18 protein-coding genes are annotated in these 19,849 nt (G+C 63.7%); 14 read left to right on the top strand and 4 right to left on the bottom strand.

Annotated features, from left to right (window positions below; translation table 11 throughout):
• Window position 1: 1 nt before the first annotated feature.
• The 3 genes from mtnA to MRUB_RS05050 all read left to right on the top strand — a co-directional run bounded on the left by mtnA (window position 2) and on the right by MRUB_RS05050 (window position 2,130).
• The gene (mtnA, locus tag MRUB_RS05060; protein WP_013013283.1) at window positions 2-985 is read left to right on the top strand and encodes an S-methyl-5-thioribose-1-phosphate isomerase; all 984 of its coding nucleotides are present in this window, start codon (window positions 2-4) and stop codon (window positions 983-985) included.
• Between the two features lie 3 nt (window positions 986-988).
• Window positions 989-1,615, top strand: coding sequence for a ComF family protein (locus MRUB_RS05055; RefSeq protein ID WP_013013282.1), 627 nt, complete (start codon window positions 989-991; stop codon window positions 1,613-1,615).
• 101 nt (window positions 1,616-1,716) lie between these two features.
• Window positions 1,717-2,130 (top strand): hypothetical protein, encoded by a 414-nt coding sequence (locus MRUB_RS05050; protein ID WP_013013281.1) that lies wholly within the window; start codon window positions 1,717-1,719, stop codon window positions 2,128-2,130.
• Here the strand turns inward: MRUB_RS05050 and ribF are convergent.
• On the bottom strand, window positions 2,127-3,014 hold the full coding sequence (ribF, locus tag MRUB_RS05045) for a riboflavin biosynthesis protein RibF (protein ID WP_013013280.1): 888 nt from the start codon (window positions 3,012-3,014) through the stop codon (window positions 2,127-2,129). The genes MRUB_RS05050 and ribF overlap by 4 nt on opposite strands.
• A gap of 3 nt (window positions 3,015-3,017) precedes the next feature.
• Entirely contained in the window at window positions 3,018-3,530 is a 513-nt protein-coding gene (locus MRUB_RS05040; protein WP_013013279.1) for an NUDIX hydrolase, read from the bottom strand.
• Window positions 3,531-3,628: 98 nt separating this feature from the next.
• On the opposite strand from MRUB_RS05040, the gene MRUB_RS05035 reads away from it, so the two are divergent.
• From MRUB_RS05035 to MRUB_RS05010, 6 genes are all read left to right on the top strand, one after another.
• On the top strand, window positions 3,629-6,307 hold the full coding sequence (locus tag MRUB_RS05035) for a phosphoenolpyruvate carboxylase (protein WP_013013278.1): 2,679 nt from the start codon (window positions 3,629-3,631) through the stop codon (window positions 6,305-6,307).
• 29 nt (window positions 6,308-6,336) lie between these two features.
• Window positions 6,337-7,296: an alpha/beta hydrolase gene (locus MRUB_RS05030; protein ID WP_013013277.1), complete on the top strand. Its 960-nt coding sequence runs from the start codon at window positions 6,337-6,339 to the stop codon at window positions 7,294-7,296.
• A gap of 23 nt (window positions 7,297-7,319) precedes the next feature.
• Entirely contained in the window at window positions 7,320-8,021 is a 702-nt protein-coding gene (locus MRUB_RS05025) for a TerC family protein (RefSeq protein ID WP_013013276.1), read from the top strand.
• Window positions 8,022-8,023: 2 nt separating this feature from the next.
• On the top strand, window positions 8,024-8,572 hold the full coding sequence (locus tag MRUB_RS05020) for a class I SAM-dependent methyltransferase (protein ID WP_013013275.1): 549 nt from the start codon (window positions 8,024-8,026) through the stop codon (window positions 8,570-8,572).
• 207 nt (window positions 8,573-8,779) lie between these two features.
• Window positions 8,780-9,517: a TerC family protein gene (locus MRUB_RS05015; RefSeq protein ID WP_013013274.1), complete on the top strand. Its 738-nt coding sequence runs from the start codon at window positions 8,780-8,782 to the stop codon at window positions 9,515-9,517.
• 43 nt (window positions 9,518-9,560) lie between these two features.
• Window positions 9,561-11,231 carry a glycerol-3-phosphate acyltransferase gene (locus tag MRUB_RS05010; RefSeq protein WP_013013273.1) on the top strand — a complete coding sequence of 557 codons (1,671 nt, stop codon included), beginning with the start codon at window positions 9,561-9,563 and terminating at the stop codon, window positions 11,229-11,231.
• Between the two features lie 84 nt (window positions 11,232-11,315).
• Here the strand turns inward: MRUB_RS05010 and MRUB_RS05005 are convergent, their stop codons facing one another.
• Together MRUB_RS05005 and MRUB_RS05000 are read right to left on the bottom strand one after the other, a co-directional pair.
• The gene (locus tag MRUB_RS05005; protein WP_013013272.1) at window positions 11,316-12,068 is read right to left on the bottom strand and encodes a hypothetical protein; all 753 of its coding nucleotides are present in this window, start codon (window positions 12,066-12,068) and stop codon (window positions 11,316-11,318) included.
• Complete coding sequence (locus MRUB_RS05000) at window positions 12,061-12,978, bottom strand: ABC transporter ATP-binding protein (protein ID WP_013013271.1); 918 nt, start codon at window positions 12,976-12,978, stop codon at window positions 12,061-12,063. Before MRUB_RS05000 ends, MRUB_RS05005 begins: the two co-directional genes overlap by 8 nt.
• 558 nt (window positions 12,979-13,536) lie before the next feature.
• On the opposite strand from MRUB_RS05000, the gene mqnB reads away from it, so the two are divergent.
• The 5 genes from mqnB to MRUB_RS04975 all read left to right on the top strand — a co-directional run bounded on the left by mqnB (window position 13,537) and on the right by MRUB_RS04975 (window position 19,791).
• Complete coding sequence (gene mqnB, locus MRUB_RS04995) at window positions 13,537-14,205, top strand: futalosine hydrolase (RefSeq protein WP_013013270.1); 669 nt, start codon at window positions 13,537-13,539, stop codon at window positions 14,203-14,205.
• The gene (locus MRUB_RS04990) at window positions 14,202-14,804 is read left to right on the top strand and encodes a cyclase family protein (RefSeq protein ID WP_013013269.1); all 603 of its coding nucleotides are present in this window, start codon (window positions 14,202-14,204) and stop codon (window positions 14,802-14,804) included. Before mqnB ends, MRUB_RS04990 begins: the two co-directional genes overlap by 4 nt.
• Window positions 14,805-14,861: 57 nt before the next feature.
• A complete protein-coding gene (locus MRUB_RS04985; protein WP_015586461.1) occupies window positions 14,862-15,800 on the top strand; it encodes a DUF1385 domain-containing protein in 939 nt (312 codons plus the stop codon).
• Window positions 15,801-15,898: 98 nt separating this feature from the next.
• Complete coding sequence (locus MRUB_RS04980) at window positions 15,899-17,062, top strand: metallophosphoesterase family protein (protein WP_013013267.1); 1,164 nt, start codon at window positions 15,899-15,901, stop codon at window positions 17,060-17,062.
• A gap of 8 nt (window positions 17,063-17,070) precedes the next feature.
• Entirely contained in the window at window positions 17,071-19,791 is a 2,721-nt protein-coding gene (locus MRUB_RS04975) for an AAA family ATPase (RefSeq protein WP_013013266.1), read from the top strand.
• The last annotated feature ends 58 nt before the right edge of the window (window positions 19,792-19,849 follow it).

Raw genomic sequence — 19,849 nt, 5'->3', positions numbered from 1 at the left:
CATGCGCGCAGTGCCCTTTCGCTTTGAGAACAACACCTTCTGGCTCCTGGATCAGCGCAGGCTGCCCTTCGAGGAGGTCTGGGTGCCCTGCCAAACCGCCCGGGATATTGCCGCCGGCATCCGCGAGATGGTGGTGCGCGGGGCCCCGGCCATTGGGGTGACCGCGGCCTATGGAATGGTGCTGGCCCACCTCTCGGGCGAAGACCTGGCCGAAGCCGACGCCCTGCTGCGCCAGAGCCGCCCCACCGCGGTCAACCTGTTTTACGCCCTGGATCGCATGAAACCGCACTGGGGCAGCCTCGAGGCCTCGCTCAGGGAAGCCCAGGCCATCTGGGACGAGGTGCAGGAGACCGAGCTAGCCATCAGCCGGCATGGGGCAAAGGTGCTGAGGGGCCAGGTGCTCACCCACTGCAATACCGGCCCGCTGGCTACCGGGGGCTACGGCACTGCCCTGGGAGCCATTGTCGAGGCGCATCGGCAGGGCCGGGTGACCCACGTCTGGGTAGACGAGACCCGCCCCTACCTGCAGGGGGCCCGCCTGACCGCCTACGAGCTGCAAAAAGCCGGGGTGCCCGCCACCCTCATCACCGATAACATGGCCGCCTACCTGATGGGCCAGGGCCAGGTGGACGCGGTCATTCTGGGCACCGACCGCATGGCCCTGAACGGCGACTTTGCCAACAAGATCGGCACCTACGGCCTGGCTATTCTGGCCCGGTACCACGGCATTCCGTTCTACCCGGCCCTGCCGCTCTCCTCGGTAGACCCCCGGCTGGAAAACGGCAACAGCATCCCCATCGAGCAACGTTCGGCGAGGGAAGTAACGGTGATTCGGGGCCAGCCCATCGCACCCGAGGGCTTTCCGGCAGCCCACCCCGGCTTCGATGTGACCCCCCATCACCTGATTACCGGCATCGTAACCGAGAAGGGGGTGCTCTACCCCCCTTTCGACGAGGCCCTGCGGGCCGCCCTGGGCGTGGAGTAAGGCATGAAGCCGTTGCTGGGCTGGTGGGAGCAGCTGACGGGGGCCCGCTGCCCCGGTTGCGGAGCACCTTTAAGCCAGCCTTTGCTGTGCTCGAGCTGCCGGGCGGCCCTCGTACCCCGCCATCTGCCCCACTTCGTCTACCTGGGCGACTACAAGCGGTTGAGCCGGCTGCCCAAGGCCATCAAGTACCGGGGTCAGCGTCAACTGGCCCACTACCTGGGCGAGCTGCTGGCCCTGGGGGTGCGGCAGGCCGAGTGGGGGCTGGACGGTGTAACCGCGGTGCCCACCCTACCCCACCGCCAGCTCCAGCGGGGCTACAACCAGGCCGAGCTGCTGGCCCAGGCGCTGGCCCAGACGCTGAAAGTTCCCTACCAGCGGGTGCTCCAGCGCGCCGCCTGGGACAGGTCGCAAACCCAGAAGACCCTGTACCAGCGCCTGCAGCTCGCTGAGACCACCTTTCAGCCAACCCGCCGGATCAAGGGCCTCTGGCTGCTGGTGGATGACGTGGTGACCACTGGAACCACTTTCCTTCGCGCGCGCAAAGCCCTGCTCGAGGCGGGGGCTGCCAAGGTTTACGGCGCGGCAATTGCGGTCAAAAGCCCACACGATCTGTCGCGGTATTCTCTATAATCGAAAGCGACAGAACCCCGCTGTGCTGTTGGGGTTTTTGGCAGGCGCATACCCAGCCCCACCTCCTCCGAGCGTGGGGGTTTTTGCTAAAGGGGGGAACCGTGATCAAACGACCGCGCATCCGTAGGCTCGAGGAACTCCTCCCCTACATCCGCGAGGGCCGCTACCGGCTGGGCCCCCATGTAGCCAAGCACATGCTGCAAGAGGGTTTCATTGAACAGGACGTCTTGCAGGCGGTGGAGTGGGGCCGTGAGATGGCCGTCTACCCCGAAGATCAGCGCATGCTGGTGCTGGGTTATATGGTCTTTCCGCCGCAGCTCAAGCTGCCGCTGCACGTGGTGCTGGAGTACCGGGAGCCGCGCTGGGTGGATATCGTCACCGCCTTTATCCCCAAAAAGCCCCACCAGGTGTACTCGAGGGCCCGCATGGCCGCCATTCTGCGCTTCGACGGCACCTTCGAAGAGGTGCGCTGGGTCAGGCCCCGCTTCTGGAGCGCCGAGGACATCCCCCGCTAGATGCCCAGCAACCGGCGGGCCGCCTCGGCGTCTTGGGCGAGCTGGGCTTTGAGGGCTTCCAGGCTTTCGAATTTCATCTCCCCGCGCAGCCGGGTCAGAAACTCCACGGTGAGTTCCTGGCCGTACAGGTCACCCGCAAAGCCAAATAGGTGAACCTCGAAGCGCAGGGTCTGGCCCGCCACCGTGGGGCGGTAGCCCACATTAGCCATACCGCCAAACCGGCCCTGGGGGGTCTGCACCCGCACCGCGAACACGCCCAGCGGCAGAATCTTGAGTGGGGCGACCTCGAGGTTGGCGGTGGGGAAGCCCAGCTGTCGCCCCAGCCTATCACCTTCGCGCACGATGCCCCGGGCGGTATAGGCCCGGCCCAGCAGGAGCCTGGCCTCGTCCACATCGCCCCTGCGCAGCAGGTCGCGGATGCGGCTCGACTTCACCGGGCTGCCGCCCAGCTCGAGCAGCGGAAGAATCTGGGTGGGGGCCACGGTGTTGAGGTCTTCCAGCCCCCCAGCCCGCCCCTGCCCAAAGCGGAAATCGGCCCCCACATAGATCTGCCGGGCTTCGAGGGTGCGCAAATCCTCCAAAAAATCGTCCTTGCTGCGCCGGGCAAAGGCCTCGGTAAAGGGCACAATCAGGGCGATCTCAACCCCCAGGCCCCTCAAGAGCTCGAGCTTTTCCGACAAATCGGTCAGGAAGCCCTCCCCCCTCATGAAGACCTTGCTGGGGGGGTCGAAGGTGTAAACCAGCAGCGGCGCATGCAGGCGCTTGGCCGCCTGCTGGGCCTGGTGAATCAGGTGCTGATGCCCGAGGTGCAGGCCATCGAAGCTGCCAATGGCCACCACCTTGGGGCCCGCGGGTGCGTCGGAGGGGTCGTTGATCAGCAGCATGGGCTACTCGTAGGCCGTGGGCTCGTCCTCGAGGGCCTGCGCGCTGAGGTGGAAGAGGATTCCGGCCAGCGCCGAGGCCGAGATCTGCACCCTACCCTCGCGCGCGTCCCGCAAAACCTGGCGCGGAAAATGCCACTCCACCGTGATGGCCTCGTCGTCGTCGGGCTTGGCGTAGGCCGGGCGGGTGTGGGTGGCCCGAAAAACGTGCAGCTTTTCATCGCAAAACCCTGGCGAGAGGTAAAAACCCGTCAGGTACTCGAGGTTTCCGGTGAGCTGGGCTTCTTCGGCCAGCTCCCGCCGGGCGGCTTCCTCGGGCGTCTCGCCGGGGTCAATCAGGCCCGCGGGAATCTCCAGGGTCTCGCTGCCGATGGCCGGGCGGTACTGGCGCACAAAAAGCAGTTTGCCGCCTTGCTCGACCAGCACCGCCACCGCGTCGGCGTGCTCGACGATCTCGTAACGGCCCTCGAGGGCCAGATTAAGAATGCGGCCTTTGTACAGGTACTGCCGTTCGGGCATGCCATCAAGCTAAAGGCAAACGGTGCCGGCGTCAAATCGAACTGTCCTCGACAAGCAATATTGGGGAATCGCTTCCATACCGGTTAGACTATCGCTGGATGAACGAGGAACGGCTGTTCGAACAGCTCAAACGCGAAGTAGACGTGCTGGGTCGGGCTCTGGGAAAGGCCATCCGCACACTTTCCGGGCCGCGCATCTTCGAACTGGAAGAACAGGTGCGCGAGCTGACCAAAAGCCTGCGGCAGGGCTACTCCCTCGAGGCCCGGCAGCAGCTCCTCGAGATCGTGCGGGGTCTCTCGCTGTCCGAGGCTGAGAACATGGTCCGGGCCTTTTCGACCTACTTTCACCTGGTCAACCTGGCCGAGGAGCGCCACCGCGTGCGGGTCAATCGGGAACGTGAGAAAAACAGCACCCCGGGGGCCCCCAGGGGGGAGTCGTTTCTGGCCCTGGTCGGCGCGCTCAAACAGCAGGGGCTGAGCTATGACCAGACCGTCGATCTGCTCTCCCGGCTGCGGCTGCATCTGACCTTTACCGCCCACCCCACCGAGACCCGCCGCCGCACCCAGCGCCACCACATCAACGAGATCGAGAAGCTGCTGGACAGCCTCTACCTCGACGACTTGACCGCGGCTGCGGATAGCTCGGTCCTTGATGCGCGGGTGGCCCTGCTGTGGGGCACCTCTGAGCTGCGCAAGTCCCGCCCGAGCGTGGAGGACGAGGTGAAGGGGGGGCTTTTTTATATCACCTACACCCTCTGGAAGGCGGTTCCCCGGCTGGTGGATGGGCTCGAGCGGGCCGTTGAGGCCCATTATGGCCGGCGGCCCAACCTCTCGCCCCCGCTGGTGTTTCGTAGCTGGATTGGGGGCGACCGGGATGGCAACCCCAACGTGCTGCCCGAGGTGACAGGCTGGGCCCAGGCCTACGCCCGCGAAACCGCCCTGCGCAGGTTTGTGGAGGACGTGGACAGCCTGATCCGGGATCTATCCCTCAGCGACGAACGGGTCACCATCACCCACGAGCTGCGGCTGGCCCTGGAGGATCACGCCAAGCGCCTGGCCTTGCCCGAGCGGTTTCAAGGCGAGCCCTACCGGCAGTTTGGCATGGGTCTGCGCTACAAGCTGCGGGCGCTGCTGGGCGAGCAGCCGGGCCCCGGCTACAACAACACCGCGGAGTTTGTGAGCGACCTTGGCAAAGCCGAGCGCAGCCTGGAGCAGCTTGGTTTGGGGGCGATCGCTCGAGCCTGCCTGAAGCCCATCCGCCTCAACGCCGAGGCCTTCGGCCTGGATCTGGTGAGCCTGGATCTGCGCGAGGAGTCGCGCGCGCTGACCGAGGCCGCCGCCGAGCTGCTCAAAATCGGCGGTGTGCACGAGCAGTACGCCGCGCTGCCTCCCCAGCAAAGGGAGGCCTTGCTAACCCGGGAGCTGGCCACGGCCCGGCCCCTGGCCCCGGTGGGCTACCGGCCCCAGAGCAAAAGCCTGCAAACCGCCCTCGAGGCCCTGCGCCAGTGGAAGGCCCGTGGGGCGCATGTGGTCTCGATGACCCATTACCCCAGCGACCTGCTCGAGGTGATGCTGCTGGCGCGGGAGGTGGGGCTCTACCGCCCCGGGCGGGCCCTGCCCTTCGATGTGGTGCCGCTCTTTGAAACCCTGGGCGACCTGCAAAACGCCCCCGAGGTGGTGGCACGGCTGCTGGACAACCCGGTCTTCCGGGCCCACGTGCAGGGGCGGGGGGGCCTCGAGGTCATGATCGGCTACTCCGACTCCAACAAGGACGCGGGCTTCCTGGCGGCCAACTGGGCGCTGTATCAGGCCCAGGAGGCCATCACCAAAGTCGCCAGGGAGCGCGGCGTGCCGGTCTACTACTTTCACGGGCGGGGCACTTCCACCGCCCGCGGCGGGGGCACCGCGGGGCGGGCCATCGCCAGCCTGCCACCCGGCACGGTGGGCAGCCGGATGCGCCTGACCGAGCAGGGCGAGGCCCTGGCCGACCGCTACGCCCACCCCGAGCTGGCCTACCGCAACCTCGAGCAGATGCTTTACCACATGGCCCTGGCCTCGGCCCGCGACCTGTACGGGCAGGCCGAGCCGCCCAAACCCGAGTGGCTCGAGGCCATGGAACGGGCCGCCGAACGCTCCACCCAGGTCTACCGGGAGCTGCTGCTGCGCCCGGGCTTCTTCGAGTTTTACGAACAGCTCACCCCCATCCGCGAGATTGGGGCGCTCAACATCGCCAGCCGCCCGGTCTACCGCTCGGGGCGGGTGCGCGAGATCAAGGATTTGCGGGCCATCCCATGGGTGATGTCCTGGACGCAGGTTCGCTTGCTGCTGCCCGGCTGGTACGGGCTGGCCGAAGGATTACAGGAAATTCCGCTGGCGCTGCGCCAGGAGATGTTTCAGCAGTGGCCCTTTTTTGCCACCACCCTGGACAGCGCCGCCATCGCATTGGCCAAAGCCGACCTGGGCATCGCCCGCGAGTACCTGCGGCTGGTCAAGCCCGAGCTGGCCGAACGTTTCTTCCCCGATATCGCCCGCTCGTTCGAGCAGACCAAAACCATCCTGGAGGAAACTTTTCAGAGCACCCTGCTCTTCAAGCACCCCGTGCTGGCCCGCCAGACCGAGTTGCGCAACCCCTACGTAGACCCCATCTCGCTGGTGCAGGTCGAGCTTCTGGAGCGCTACCGGCGCACCCCGCCCGAGGCCCCCGAGCGCACCGGCCTCGAGCGGGCCCTGATGCTCTCCTTGCTGGGCATCGCCGCCGGCCTGCGCAACGCAGGCTAGCTTATCGTCCCTCATATGATGGGAGCGGTATGGTCGAGGTACACAACCGCCACGTTACTTTTCACCCCCCCGCCGGGGCCCGGTTTCTGGTTGGCGACTTTACCGACTGGAACCGCCGCCCCATACCCATCCAAGCACCCCTGACCCTCGAGTTCCCCGCCGGGGCCTACGTGGAGTACGCCTTCCTGGACGAAAACCAACAGCCCTTCCCCGACCCCGACAACCCCCACAAGGCCCAGAACCCCTGGTGGACGTATCCCAGGGCCATTGAGCTGCCCGGTTTTCGCTACAACGCACCACCCCAGCCCTCGCGCGCGGTAGAGGTGCACCGGCACCGGCTGGAGTCGCGGGCCTTTGGCAGCACCCGCCGCTACTACGTCTACAACCCCGAACCGCCGGCCCAGGCCACCCTCTTCGTCCACGATGGGGTGGCCTACTACCGCACCGCCAGGCTGGCCGAGGTGGCCCAGGGGCTGTTGGAGCAGGGTGCGATCAAACCCGTGCGAATCGTGTTCATCGAGCCTGAGGATCGCCGTAGCGAGTACTGGTTCAGCCCTGCTTACGAACAACACGTGCTGGAGGAGATTATCCCAGCCGTGGAGGCCCACTACGGCCCCACAGCAGAAAAGGGCTTGCTGGGGGCCAGCCTGGGGGGTCTGGTCTCGGCCTGGCTGGGCTGGCGGCATCCCCAGACTTTCCAGAAAATCGCCACCCAGTCGGCCTGTCTGACCGCCGCGCCCGAGGGGGGCGACTCCTTCACCGACCCCGAGTGGCTCACCGAGCAGTACCAGACCACCCCAGCCCTGCCTTTGCGCTTTTACTGCGAGACCGGGCAGATCGAGTGGCTGCTGGCCCCCAACCGCCGTTTTGCCGCCATGCTGGCCGATAAGGGCTACGCCCACGCCTACCTCGAGCGCCCCTCCGGCCACAACTGGATGACCTGGCGGCAGGGGCTGGCCCCGGCTTTGGTGTACCTGTTCGGAAACTGAAACAGGATGATAGGCTTAGGCTTATGGAGTTTGGATCGGCTTTCGCAGCCATTCTGATCATCGTCGCGCTCGAGGCTGTTTTATCTGTAGACAACGCCATGGTGCTGGCCGTAATGGTGCGGCCCCTGCCCGAGCGCCTGCGCTCGAGGGCCCTGCTCTACGGCATCATCGGGGCCTACGTGCTGCGCGGACTGGCCCTGCTCTTCGCCACCGTCATCCTCCAGATCTGGTGGATTCAGTTGCTGGGCGGGCTTTATCTGGTGTATTTGGCAGCAAACCACCTCTTCCGGCCCAAGCCGCCCGAGGCTTCCGAGTCCGAGCAGGCCCGGCTACAGCAGGCCGCTGCCGCCAGCTTCTGGCGTGTTGTGGTGATGATCAACGTGGTGGATCTGGCCTTTGCGGTGGACTCGGTGCTGGTGGTGGTCGCCTTCAGCCGGGAATTCTGGGTGATATTCACCGGGGTGGCCATCGGGATTCTGCTCATCCGGCTGGCCGCCGGCATCATGGTCACCATCATTGAGCGCTACCCCAGGCTCGAGACGGTGGCCTACGCGGTGGTGGGTTGGGCCGGGCTCAAGCTGATGCTCGAAGGCTGGGGCCACGGCAGCGAGGTCTGGCTGCACCGCCCCGAGCTGGCTTTGCACCTGCCCCAATCCTTTTTCCTCAGCGTCACCTTCGCCATCCTGGTGCTGGGCAGCCTGTGGGCCTTCCGCCGCTCATCCTGACCATGCCCAAAGACTGGGACGCCCACTACCTGAGCCAGCCGCCCCATAGCCAGCCCGCTCAGGTGGTAGCGGCCTATACCCACCAGCTTCCAGCAGGGCCGGTGCTCGACCTGGCCGGCGGCCTGGGCCGCAACGCCTTTTTTCTGGCCCGGCGGGGGCATCCGGTCATTCTGCTCGAGCAAAGCCGGGTGGCCCTGGAGTTCGTGCAACGTGAGGCCCTTCACCAACAGCTTCCGGTCTGGGCCCTCGAGGCCGACCTGGAAGCCCCCTCCCCCAGCCTGCCCCCGGGCCCGCTGGCTGGGATCGTCAAGTCGTACTTCCTGCACCGCCCCTTGCTGGGAATGTTTGTCGAGCGGCTGATGCCGGGCGGTCTGGTGCTCCTCGAGGGTTTTACGGTAGTAGAAGCCCGGCGGCGCGGCAGCCAAGCCGCACATTACTGGCAGCCTGGCGAACTCCTGCACCCGCCCCAGGGCCTCCACCTGCGGGCCTGGGCCGAGGGCTGGATGGAGGGACACCACCGCACCTGGGCGGTCTGGCAAAAACCCAGCTAAATGGTGGCCTCATTCGCTTTTCATCCCGTAAACTCTGCTACCCTACAGGCTGGTTGGGGAGTAACCACCCGGTTTTGGGTTTGATTAATCGTCAGTACGAAGCGTACGCTTCCGGTTAATCAGGGCTTATCGCCCAGGTGAGACCACCACGACACGAAGAGGCCGTGGTGGCTTTGTATTTTTGCCTAGCCACGGCCAGAGGTGCCAATGGAACAGCTCGGACAAGCGCTGATTGTTATTGGAATCCTGATTGTCCTGGAGGCGGTGCTCTCAGCCGACAACGCCATGGTGCTGGGGGTGATGGTCAGGCAGCTACCGCCGCCCTGGCGGCAGCGGGCCCTGTTTTACGGCATCCTGGGGGCCTATGTCCTGCGCGGGATGGCCCTGGTTTTCGCGGTATACCTGATCCAGTTCTGGTGGATTCAGGCCCTGGGGGCGGTTTATCTGCTTTACATCGCCATCCGGCACTTCAGCAAACCCAAGCCCAAAGAAGCAGTCCACCTCGAGGCCCCCCAGACCCTCCAGGTGGTCACCCCCCGCCAGTTCTGGGCCACCGTGGCCCAGATCGAGCTGGCCGACCTGGCCTTCGCGGTGGACTCGGTCTTGGTGGCGGTGGCGCTTTCGGACAACCTCTGGATTATCTTCACCGGTGTGTTTATCGGCATCCTGGCCCTGCGCTTCGTGGCGGTGCTCTTTGTGGGCCTGCTGGAAAAATACCCGCGCTTCGAGAGTGTGGCTTTTGCAGTGGTGGGCTTTGCCGGGGTCAAGCTGGCCATTGGCGGCTGGGACAAGTTTGCCAAGGAAGTCCTGAGCCGCCCGGAATGGGTCACGGGGATTGACAAGACCCAGTTTTCTATCTTTATTCTGGTGGTTTTGGTACTGGGCGCCATCTGGGCCATGAGCCAGAAGCCTCGAGCCCCTCAAGAGCCGCTCGAGCACCGATAAAAGCCTATGCCCGATACGCCCAAAATCTGGTAAGGTTGTGCCGATGGTTTTGGTACTGGCAATCCTGGCCTACCTGCTGGGCGCCCTGCCCCTCGGCTACTGGGCCATCCGACGCCTGACCGGTCAGGATCCCCGCCTGGCCTCGGCCTACAACCTGGGCCTCGAGAACGCCCTGGAACGCCTGGGTTCAGGCCCGGTGCTCCTGGCCTGGGGGCTGGACTTTCTCAAGGGGCTGCTGGCGGTCTGGATGGGAGGGCAGTTTGGGCTCTCCTGGGCGGTAATCTTTGCGTTCCTGGTCTATCTGGGCCACCTCTACCCTCCCCGGCTTTTGGCCCAGGGAACCCTGCTGCGCGGACGGGGTGCGGGCGTGCTGGTGGGGGTGGTGCTGGGCCTGCATCTGAGCGGACTTTCCTACCTGCTCACCCTGGTGGTCTTGCTGGTAGCGGCCCTGAGCCTTTTATTCAGCCGCTACGCCTCGCTGGCCGCCCTGACCATCCCCGGCGCGCTGGCGCTCTTGCTCAGCTTCGAGCCTATTACCGGCTGGGCCAGGCTGGCGGCCTGGGGGCTGCTCCTGGCCGCGCTCTGGCGCTACAAGGAAAACATCGGGCGGATGCTGGAAGGCACTGAGCCCCGCCTGGGCGAACCACCGCCGCTGCCATCGGACAAGCAGGTGGTCTGCGCCTTTATGATTCATCCCCTCACGCTAGATGACCTGTTCCAGAGCCCCCGCTTCCGCTGGGCCCGACCGCTGGTAGAGCGGGGCCTCATCTCCCAAAGCCTGGTGGAAAACCTCGCCGAGGCCATCCGGCCCATGAAGGTGGGGGAGTTGCGCGGGGTCAAGACCAGCGACGGGCGGGAGATTCGCTGTCACCTGATCTCGGCCCCCCTTTTGCCCCACCAGATTACCGGCAAGCCCGAGCTGGCCACCCAGCGGGCCATCCAGGGGGCCCGGCTGGCTAGGGAGCTGGGCTGCACAGTGGTGGGCTTAGGGGCCTTCTGGAGCGTGGTGGGCGAGAAGGGCCGGATGGTGCAGGAGGCCGTGCCGGAGATCGAGGTGACCAACGGCGGGGCCTACACCGCCGGCACGGTGAAGGCGGCCATACCGGGCATCCTGGCCCACTTCGAGCAGTCCGGGCGCCACCTTCAGGAAGCCACCGCGGCGGTGGTAGGGGCCAACGGGGTGGTGGCCTTTGGGATTGCCCGGCAGATTGCGCCGCTGGTTGGGAAGCTGATTCTGGTGGGACGCAACCAGGAACGCCTGGAGAAAAGCGCCGCCACCCTCAAGCAGAACCTCGAGCGCAAAGGCCAGTCCGTCCCCCAGCTTATCGTGAGCACCGATATATCGGCCATCCGCGAGGCCGACCTCATCTTCACCGCCACCTCCGACCCCCAGCCGGTTATCTTCCCCCAGCACGTCAAGCCCGGCGCCTGGATCTACGACGAAGGTGTGCCACCCGACGTGGACGCCTCGGTGAAGCAGGTGCCGGGGGTGCGGGTGATTCCCGGTGGGGTGGTACGGCCGCCGGGGGCCATGACCGGCAACCTCGACCTGCACTTCGGCGAGGGGGCGGTGCCGGCCTGCCTAGCCGAGACCATGATTCTAGCCGCCGAAAAAGCCTATGAACGCAAGAGCCTGGGTGGCGAGACCAAAAGCGAAAATATCCAGTTTTTCGTGGAGCGGGCCGAGGCCCTGGGTTTCAGGGTGGTGGACTGATACCGTCTTTGCCTTATCCGCAATGTATCCAGCTAGATATACCGAAGCCAGCGCTTCCCGGGACGTCGGATGAGCAGCGAAGTACTACTCGTGACCAAGAAGGCCCCGCTTTCTGGCCTCTCGGTCTGCAAGCTCAAATAATAGAACGCCAATGCAGAACACCGCCGTTGTCTCGGCGAGAAGCAGGATCCACCAGTAGGCTTCAACGGCGCTGCCTTGCAGTAAGTCTCGAATTACCGAAGCACCCAGCACCAGCGGAAACCACTCGAGCTGTGGCAGGTTGGCAATGACTGCCGGAAAAACCAATAACTGCGCCAGCATAAAAAACGTTCTGATCTCCTTGAACAGCAACGCAACCGCCCCCACCACCAGACCCAGACCCAGGGCCGCAATGTAAAACAATCCGATGGCAGGGAGCATTTCCCAGCTCAGACTAAAGTTGATCTTATTGTGGTTGGTCAGTACCAGAAATAAAATTACCGTGTTGAGCAAAATTGGCGCGAGGCGGGCGAGGGCCTGCGTTACAAAAAAAGCTGTAAGGCCATGCCCGGACAGCACCATGTTCTCCAGCGTACCGGACTTTGCTTCTCTGCTAACTTGCGCGGCTATGCCACCTAAAGCAGATATCGCAAGTAGGCCCAGCAGATAACCCACCAAAAGTCTGAAAATCGTGTCTGGATTGGAGCTTGATACCCCCGAGAGCTGGGCCACGCCTTTCAGCAAGAAGAAAATGAGGCCCATAAAAACCAGGCCCATCACAAACTGCAGCGGATAACGCACCTCTTCCAGCCAGGCGCGCCAGGCCTCGGCGCTAAACAAAATAACCAGTCTACGCACTGTGCGACTCCTTTCGCGCTGTATAGCTTCTGAATATCTCGGCTAGCTCGACTTCTCGTTTCTCAATGGAGCGGAGCGGCCTGGGGTGCAGTCGCCTCATCAGTTCGTAGAGCTGCTCAGGATAATCCAAAATCACCTCGAGCACCCTACCCGACTCATCCAGCGTATGTTGAAAAGGTAGCTCGGGCAAGCCCACCGGCTCCTTGAAGGTAACTCGATAGCTTTGCAGGTCAAACATCTCTAAAAGCTCTTCTTTGGCTTTATCCACCACGATGCGCCCACCCGAAAGGATAGCGACTCGGGTACAAAGCCTCTCAGCAACCTCCAACTGGTGGGTTGTGAGCAGAATACCCTTACCCGCCTTTGCCATACCTAAAATTTGCGCCTCGAGCACCTCTGCCGCGTCAATGTCCAGACCCAGCGTCGGCTCATCAAGCAACACAAAAGGGGGATCGTGGGCGATAGCCACAGCAAAAGCCATCTTTGACACCATGCCTTTGGACAGTGTTTGCGCTGGCGCGTTTCGCTTTTCCCACAAACCCAATAGGTCTAAAAGGTATTTGGCCCGCTCCCGGGCCTTCGGACGCCGCATACCCCGGACGGCGCAGGTATAAACTAGGTTTTCGAAGGGCGATAGGCGCGGGAAAAGTACTCGATTGGTGTCTATCAGAGCTCCCAACTGCGCCATGTAATTTGGCTGCCCAAATCTCAAACCGTTGATGCTTACCGAACCCTCATCTGGAATCACCAGGCCGCACACGGTGCGAATGGTGGTGGTTTTACCGCTTCCATTGCGCCCCAACAGGGCTACAATTTCACCCGGCTTTACTTCCAGGGAAACACCAGTGAGGGCTCTTACCACATTACGCAGCGAACGAAAGGTTTTACTTATTGAGTCAACCTTGAGCATTTGGACACCCTTACATTGTTTAAACACTCACGCAGTTTAAACACTCACGCAAAAGCGGTTGCCAGAATAGTTCCGGCAACCAAAGAGCTATTTTCGAAGGCGCTTAATGCAGTTTAGCACCAGCCTAAAACACACAAAACGAAGTCAACCAATGTATAAAGGTAGTCTCGCATTGCTATCCCCCTTAGCTATAACTTAGTCTTCTAGCAGACAGGAACCAGGAAGCAGAAACCTTCCACGATGATGGCAATTATCAAGTCACGCACAGTCGTGATACCCCTACGGTGGTTATTGAGATAAAAAGTTCACGGCACTTAACACAAAGAAACCGCGCACACTATACCTTCAAGTAGATTGACAAACCATTCAATGAAACCCACCTATACCCTCCTTGTTCTTGGTATGAGAAGCCGCTAAAGCAATTTCGAAGTTAGGGCGCAACTTTCACCTCCTTTCTGAGGTACCTCGAGCGGAGGTTAGCATCTTATTTTTTTTTGTCGAGTTGATGACCATTTTTTGATAGAGGGCAAACTAAAGTCAATGCTAAAATATTAAATCGTGCCCACCCTACCGTTGCTCCTGCTCTCTCCCACGCGCCTCGAGGCCCCTTTCCTCAAAGGCCAGAAGTTCGATTTTCACGGACGCGCGGGGCTGCGCGGGGCGGGCTGGGTCTGGCTGGAGTGCGGCATTGGCAAGGTCAACACCGCCGCCACCCTGGCCGCTTTCGTCCAGCGACGCAGGTTCGAGCGGGTGCTGCTCTTTGGCATTGCGGGGGCCTATGCCGATTCGGGCTTGCAGTTAGGCGATTGCGCCCTGGCCGAGCGGGAGATTCAGGCCGACCTGGGCGTGCGGGATGGGGGCCTGAAGGGCCTGGGCTTCCCCAGCCTGGTGGTGGCCTCCAGGCCCTACCACAACCGCTTTCCGCTGGACAAAGCCTTCACGGACGAACTTAAGAGCAAACTGGGCCTGCCTGGCAAACAGTTTCTGACCCGCGACCTGGTCTCGGAGAACCCCACCGAGGCCCACCAGCTCGCGCGCAAATGGGAGGCCGACCTCGAGAACATGGAGGGGGCCGCCTTTGCCCAGACCTGTTTGTGGCTGGGCCTGGCCGGGGCCGAGCTACGGGCGGTATCGAACATGGCCGGTGTGCGCGACAAGGCCCAGTGGCGCATCCGACAGGCGGTGGAGGCCCTCGAGCACCACATTTTGCGTATCATCGGGTCATGATCGACATCACCCGCCCCATCCACCCTGGCGTGCCGGTCTGGCCCGGCGATACCCCCTTTAGCTACGAGCTGGTCGCGCGAATCGCAGGCGGCGACAGCGTGAACGTGGGCAAATTTACCACCACCACCCACCTGGGCACCCACCTCGACGCCCCCTGGCACTACGTGGACGACGGCGGCAAGCTGGAAAGCGTCCCGCTCGAGGTGCTCATAGGCCCCTGCCGGGTGGTGGATGCGCGTGGACAGGAAGCCCTCACGGCCGACTTCCTCAAAACCATCCAGCTCGCCGAGCGCACCCTCTTTTACACCGGACAGCCCAGTATCTGGCCGAGCTTCCCCCACACCTTTATGCACGTGCTGCCCGAGGCCGCCGGGTACATGGCCGCGCAGGGTGTCAGGCTCTACGGCACCGACGCCCCCAGCGTAGACCCCCTCACCTCCAAAGACCTGCCCGCCCACAAGGCCTTTGCCCAGGCCGGGGTTTATATCGTGGAGGGACTGGCCCTGGAGGGGGTGGCCCCGGGCGACTACGAACTCGTCTGCCTGCCGCTGAAGCTCGAGGGGGCCGACGCCGCGCCGGTGCGGGCCATTTTGCGATAGAGCTGTTTCTCATCCCCTTCTGTCGTGCGATTGCGCCAATGCGCTAAGATGGTTCGGATGAAGTTTGGATTACCCGGCATAAAACTTTTCCGCAAACTGGGTTTTTTTCTCAATCAGGCCGCTCTAGGGGGTAGCGCGGCCCTCGAGGGCGTGATGATGAAGGCCGCCGACGCCTGGGCCCTGGCGGTGCGGCTGCCCAACGGGCAGATTCACGTAGAGCGACACGAGGAAGAGGCCCTGACCAAAAAGTACCCCTGGGCCCGGCTGCCCCTCATCCGGGGCGTGGTGGCGCTGTGGGATGCCATGAGCATCTCCTACAAGTCGCTGTCGCGCAGCGCCGAACTGGCCGGGGAAGAAGACGAGAAGGTCTCGGGGGCGGCCATGTACGGCACCCTGGCGGTCTCGCTGGTGATCGGCCTGGCTTTGTTTGTGTGGCTGCCGGCCCGGCTGGCGGGTTTGCTGGTGGACGAGGAGCGCTTCCGCTTTTTGTTTTACGTGGTGGCCGGGCTGTTCGAGACCGCCATTCTGATTAGCTATCTGGTGTTTATCGGACGCATGAAGGATATGCAGCGCTTCTTCATGTACCACGGGGCCGAGCACAAGGCCATCGCCGCGCACGAGAAGGGCCTCGAGCTCACCGTGGAAAACGTGCGGGCCCAGCCGGCCTACCACCCCCGTTGCGGCACCAGCTTCATCGCCTTCACCGCGGTGGTGGGGGTGTTCGTGTACAGCTTCTTCCCACCCCTCACGGTGGCCTGGTACTGGATTTTCCCGCGCCTTCTGATGATTCCGGTGGTGGCCGCGGTCTCCTTCGAGGTGCTGCGCTACTCCGCCGCCCACCACGACCCCCTCTCGAGGTTCTTCCGCTGGCTGGGCTTCAAGTTCCAGATGCTCACCGTCCGGGAACCCACCGACGATATGATCGAGGTCGCCATCGAGAGCACCAAGGCCGCCCTGGCCCAGCAACCTGCCGAAAAGCCCGTAGCGGTGGCCTGAGCGCTGCGAACGTAGGAGCCCCCGGACGCGGAAAATCAGCGGTAGGGCACCTAGCAAACTCAATACCCAAAACCAGCAGGTAAAAGTACAATCAGCCCATGCGTATTCTGCACACAGCAGACTGGCACCTGGGCAAGGTGCTCAAAGGGCGGGAGCGCACCCCGGAAATTCGACAGGCCTTGCAAGCCCTGTTGGGGCTGGTGCGCTCCGAGCGCATCGAGCTGGTGCTGGTGGCCGGCGACCTCTTCGACCGGAGCGTGGTGTCCACCGAAGCCGAGGCCGCTGCCTTCGAGTTTTTTGTGGGCCTGCGCGAGCTGCAGGTTCCGGCCCTGGTAATTGCCGGCAACCACGACAGCCGCGAGCGCCTCGAGGCCCTCTCGCCCCTGCTCTCCCTGACCGGGGCCACCGTGTTTGGCAACCTGCGCTTTGCCGAACAGGGCGGGGTGGTGGAGGCCCTCGGGGCCCGGGTGGCGCTGCTGCCTTTTTTGTCGGAGCGACGGCTGGTCAAGGCGGGCGACCTGCTGCAGGGCGACGGCGCGGAGTGGAAGAAAACCTATGGCCAGGGCATGGGCCTGATTCTGAAAAACCTGGCTACCGGCTTTAGCGGCGACCTCAACCTGCTGATGGCCCACCTGACCGTGGAGGGCGGCCAGTTGGGGGGCGGCGAGTTCACCTTTCACACCACCAACACCTACGCCATCCAGCCGGGCGACTTTCCCCAGACCCTGAGCTACGTGGCCCTGGGCCATCTGCACCGCCAGCAGCAGGTCTGCGAGGCCCCGCTGGCCTGGTATGCGGGCTCTTTGATCCAGCTCGACTTTGGTGAGGGAGAAAACAGCGACCGGGGCGCCCTGATTGTGGAGGTGGCGCCAGGCTTACCAGCCCGGGTACACCCCATCCGTGAGCGCTGGGGCAAGCCGCTCAAAACCTTCCGGCTGAGCCGTGAAACCCTGGATCGCCGCTGGGAGGAGGTGCGGACTTTTCCTGGCTACAGCAAAATTGTGATCGAAGGCCCCGGCAACGCCGCCCTGCGCGAGCGATTGTTCAAGGAGCTGCCGGATCTGCTCGAGGTGGAGTTTCACACCCCAGAGGCAGAAATAAAAGGCCCCACCCCGGTAGACACCGAAAACCTGGACTGGGTGGAAGCCTATGCCGAATACCGCCGGACAACCACCGCCAAGGAGGCCAGCCCCGAACTGCTGGAGGCCTTCAAGCAGGTCTACGAAGAGGCCCACACCCCCAGCAACCAGCCCGCGCACTGAGCTTTGCCATGAAACCCCTCAAGCTACTCCTCGATGGCTTTGGCCCCTACGCCGAAGCGCAAGCCGTTCAGTTCGACCATGATGTGAGCCTGTTTGCCATTACCGGCCCCACCGGTTCAGGCAAAAGCACCCTGCTCGACGCCATTACCTATGCCCTTTACAAGGCCACCCCGCGCATCGGCTCGAGCGGCCTCAAAGACCTCAAGCACCCCCAGGCCGAATCGGCCAAGGTGGAGCTGACCTTTGCCATGGGCGAGCAGGTCTGGCGGGTGGTGCGGGTGGTGGGCAAGGAGAGCCAGAGCCGCCTCGAGTACCTCCAACAAAACCAGTGGAAAACCCATCCCGCCTCCGAGAGGGTGCGGGAGCTGGACGCCAAACTGGCCGAGATTCTGGGCATGGATTACGAGACCTTTACCCGGGCCATCCTGCTGCCCCAGGGCCAGTTCGACCTGTTTTTGCGCGGCTCGCCTAAAGAGCGCCGCGAGACCCTGATCAAGCTGTATGGTCTGGAGAGCCTCAAGGCCATGCGGGAACGGGCAGCGGCCCGCCTCGCGGCCCTGAACAAGCAGAAAGACCGTCTGGAAGGAGAGCTGGATACCCTGGCCGAGGCTGAGGAAGAGCGCATTGCGGCGCTGCAAGACGAAATCGCAGGGCTAGCGCAAAGCGAGCGTGAGCTGGGCCAAAGAGTGGAAGAAATCGAGCGAACCCTGAAAAAACTCGAGGAGCTGAGCCAGCTTTATAGCACCCTCGAGGCCCTGCGCCGCCGCAAGCAGACCTGGGAAAGCGAACAACCCCGCATCGCCGAAACCATTGCCAAACTCGCACGCGCCGAGCAGGCCGAGCGCATCTGGCCCCAGCTCGAGGCTTTACAGACCAGCCAGCGTGACCTCGAGCAGGCCCAGCACATCCTGAAGGCCCACCGGTCAGAGCTGGCAAAGCTCGAGGCCCTGCTCGAGAAGCTGCGCCAGGGCTTCGATCCCGAGCGCCTGGAGGGGCTCAAGCGCAGCCAGGCCCAGATACCTCTGCTCAAAGACCAGGAGGCCCGCCTCAAGCGCTACGGGGGCCAGCTCGAGCTGCACCACCCCAGCCCGCTGCCCTTTGACGAAGACCGCCTCGAGCAGCTGCGCGAGGCTGAGCGGCTCTTTGCCGACCTCGCCCGAGCCCGCACCCAGGCCGAACGGGCCCAGACCCGCCTGCAGGCCGCTCTTCGGGAAGCAGAAAAAGCCCAGGCCGAGCACGCGGAGCTGGAAAACAAGCTCAAGAGCCTCAAAGACCAGGGCCAGGGCCAAAAAACGGAGCTGGAAGAAGCCAAAGCGGCCCTCGAGCGTGAAAAACTCCGGCAGGGCATCGCACACTACCACCCCCATCTCAAGGTGGGCGAGCCCTGCCCCCTCTGCGGCCATCCGGTCGCTGCCCTACCCCCGGCCCAGCCCCAGGCCGACCTCCAGGCCCTCAAAACCCGGGTGGAACGCCTCGAGGCCACCCTCACCGAGCTGCGGGCCGACTACAAAGCCGCACAGAAGCGCCTCGACGACCTGAACGAGCAACTGCCAAAGCTACAAACGCAGGTGCAAACCCTTCAAGCCGAGGCCGATGAGGCCGGCAAGGCCTATGCAGACCTGGAAGCCAAAAGCCGGGCCCTGGGCAGCCTCGAGCAGGTTCGGGCAGAACGCACCCAGCGCCTGGCCGCGCTGGCGCAGGAAATCCGCGCCGTTGCTGGCGGCCTGACCCCAGCAGCCTACGAGCAGCAGCTTCTGAAAGAGCTCAAAGCTGCCCAGGACCGGGCCGATCAGATCGCCCAGGCCGAGGCCAGCCTGACCGAAGCCAGGGGCAAAGTCCAGAGCCAGGCCGAGGTGGTGCGGGTGCTGGAAGCCAGCCTGGCCCGGCAGCAGGAGGCTGTAGAGACCCTCTGGCGCGAGGCCCGGTTCGAAGACCTCGAGGCCGTCCGGGCGGCCCGCCTGAGCCCGGCCGAGGTAGCGGCCCTACGCAAACGGGTGCAGGATCACGAGCTCGAGGGGGCCCAGATAGCCCGCGAGCTCAGGGAGTTAGAAGCAAAGCTACAGGGCCAGGAGCCGGTGGACGCAGCCCAGGTGGCCGAACAAAAGCAGCGCCTGGCCGAACTGAAAGAGGCCCTCGACTCGACCAAGCAGCGCCTGGGCGCCAGAAAGGAAGCGCTCAAACACCTGCAGAAGCAGCTCGAGCGCAAGCGTCAGATCCAGAAAGAAAAAGCGGATCTGGACAAACAGATCGACCTCTGGGAGCAGCTCGAGCTGGATCTCAAGGGCAACCGCTTCCAGGACTTCTTGCTGGAGCGCTATCAGTCCGGCCTGCTCTCCAGGGCTTCCGAACTCATCCAGTCGCTCTCGCATAACCGCTATACCTTGCGGCTCGAGGACGGCGATTACTTCGTATTCGACCGCTGGACTGAGGCCCTGAGGCCGGTGCGCACCCTTTCGGGGGGGGAAAGTTTCATGGCCAGCCTGTGCCTGGCGCTCTCGCTCTCCGAGCACCTCTCCCGTGGCCGAATCGGCGCGCTGTTTCTGGACGAAGGGTTCGGCACCCTCGACGCCGAAACGCTGGAACAGGTGGCCGGGGTGCTGGAAGCCCTGCCCAGCCAGGGCCGCCTAGTGGGCATCGTCACCCACGTCGAGGCCCTGGCCGAGCGAATGCCTGCGCGCCTGGAGGTCTCCAAATCGCCAGCGGGGAGCCGCGTGCGCTGGAGGGATTGATTGACTCCAAGCGTTGGATTGCGGCCAGTATAGCGAGAACCCCAAGCCACGCCAGGCT

The organism is Meiothermus ruber DSM 1279 (assembly GCF_000024425.1).
Taxonomy (GTDB): domain Bacteria; phylum Deinococcota; class Deinococci; order Deinococcales; family Thermaceae; genus Meiothermus; species Meiothermus ruber.
This window is presented reverse-complemented; position numbering and strand designations above follow the sequence as displayed.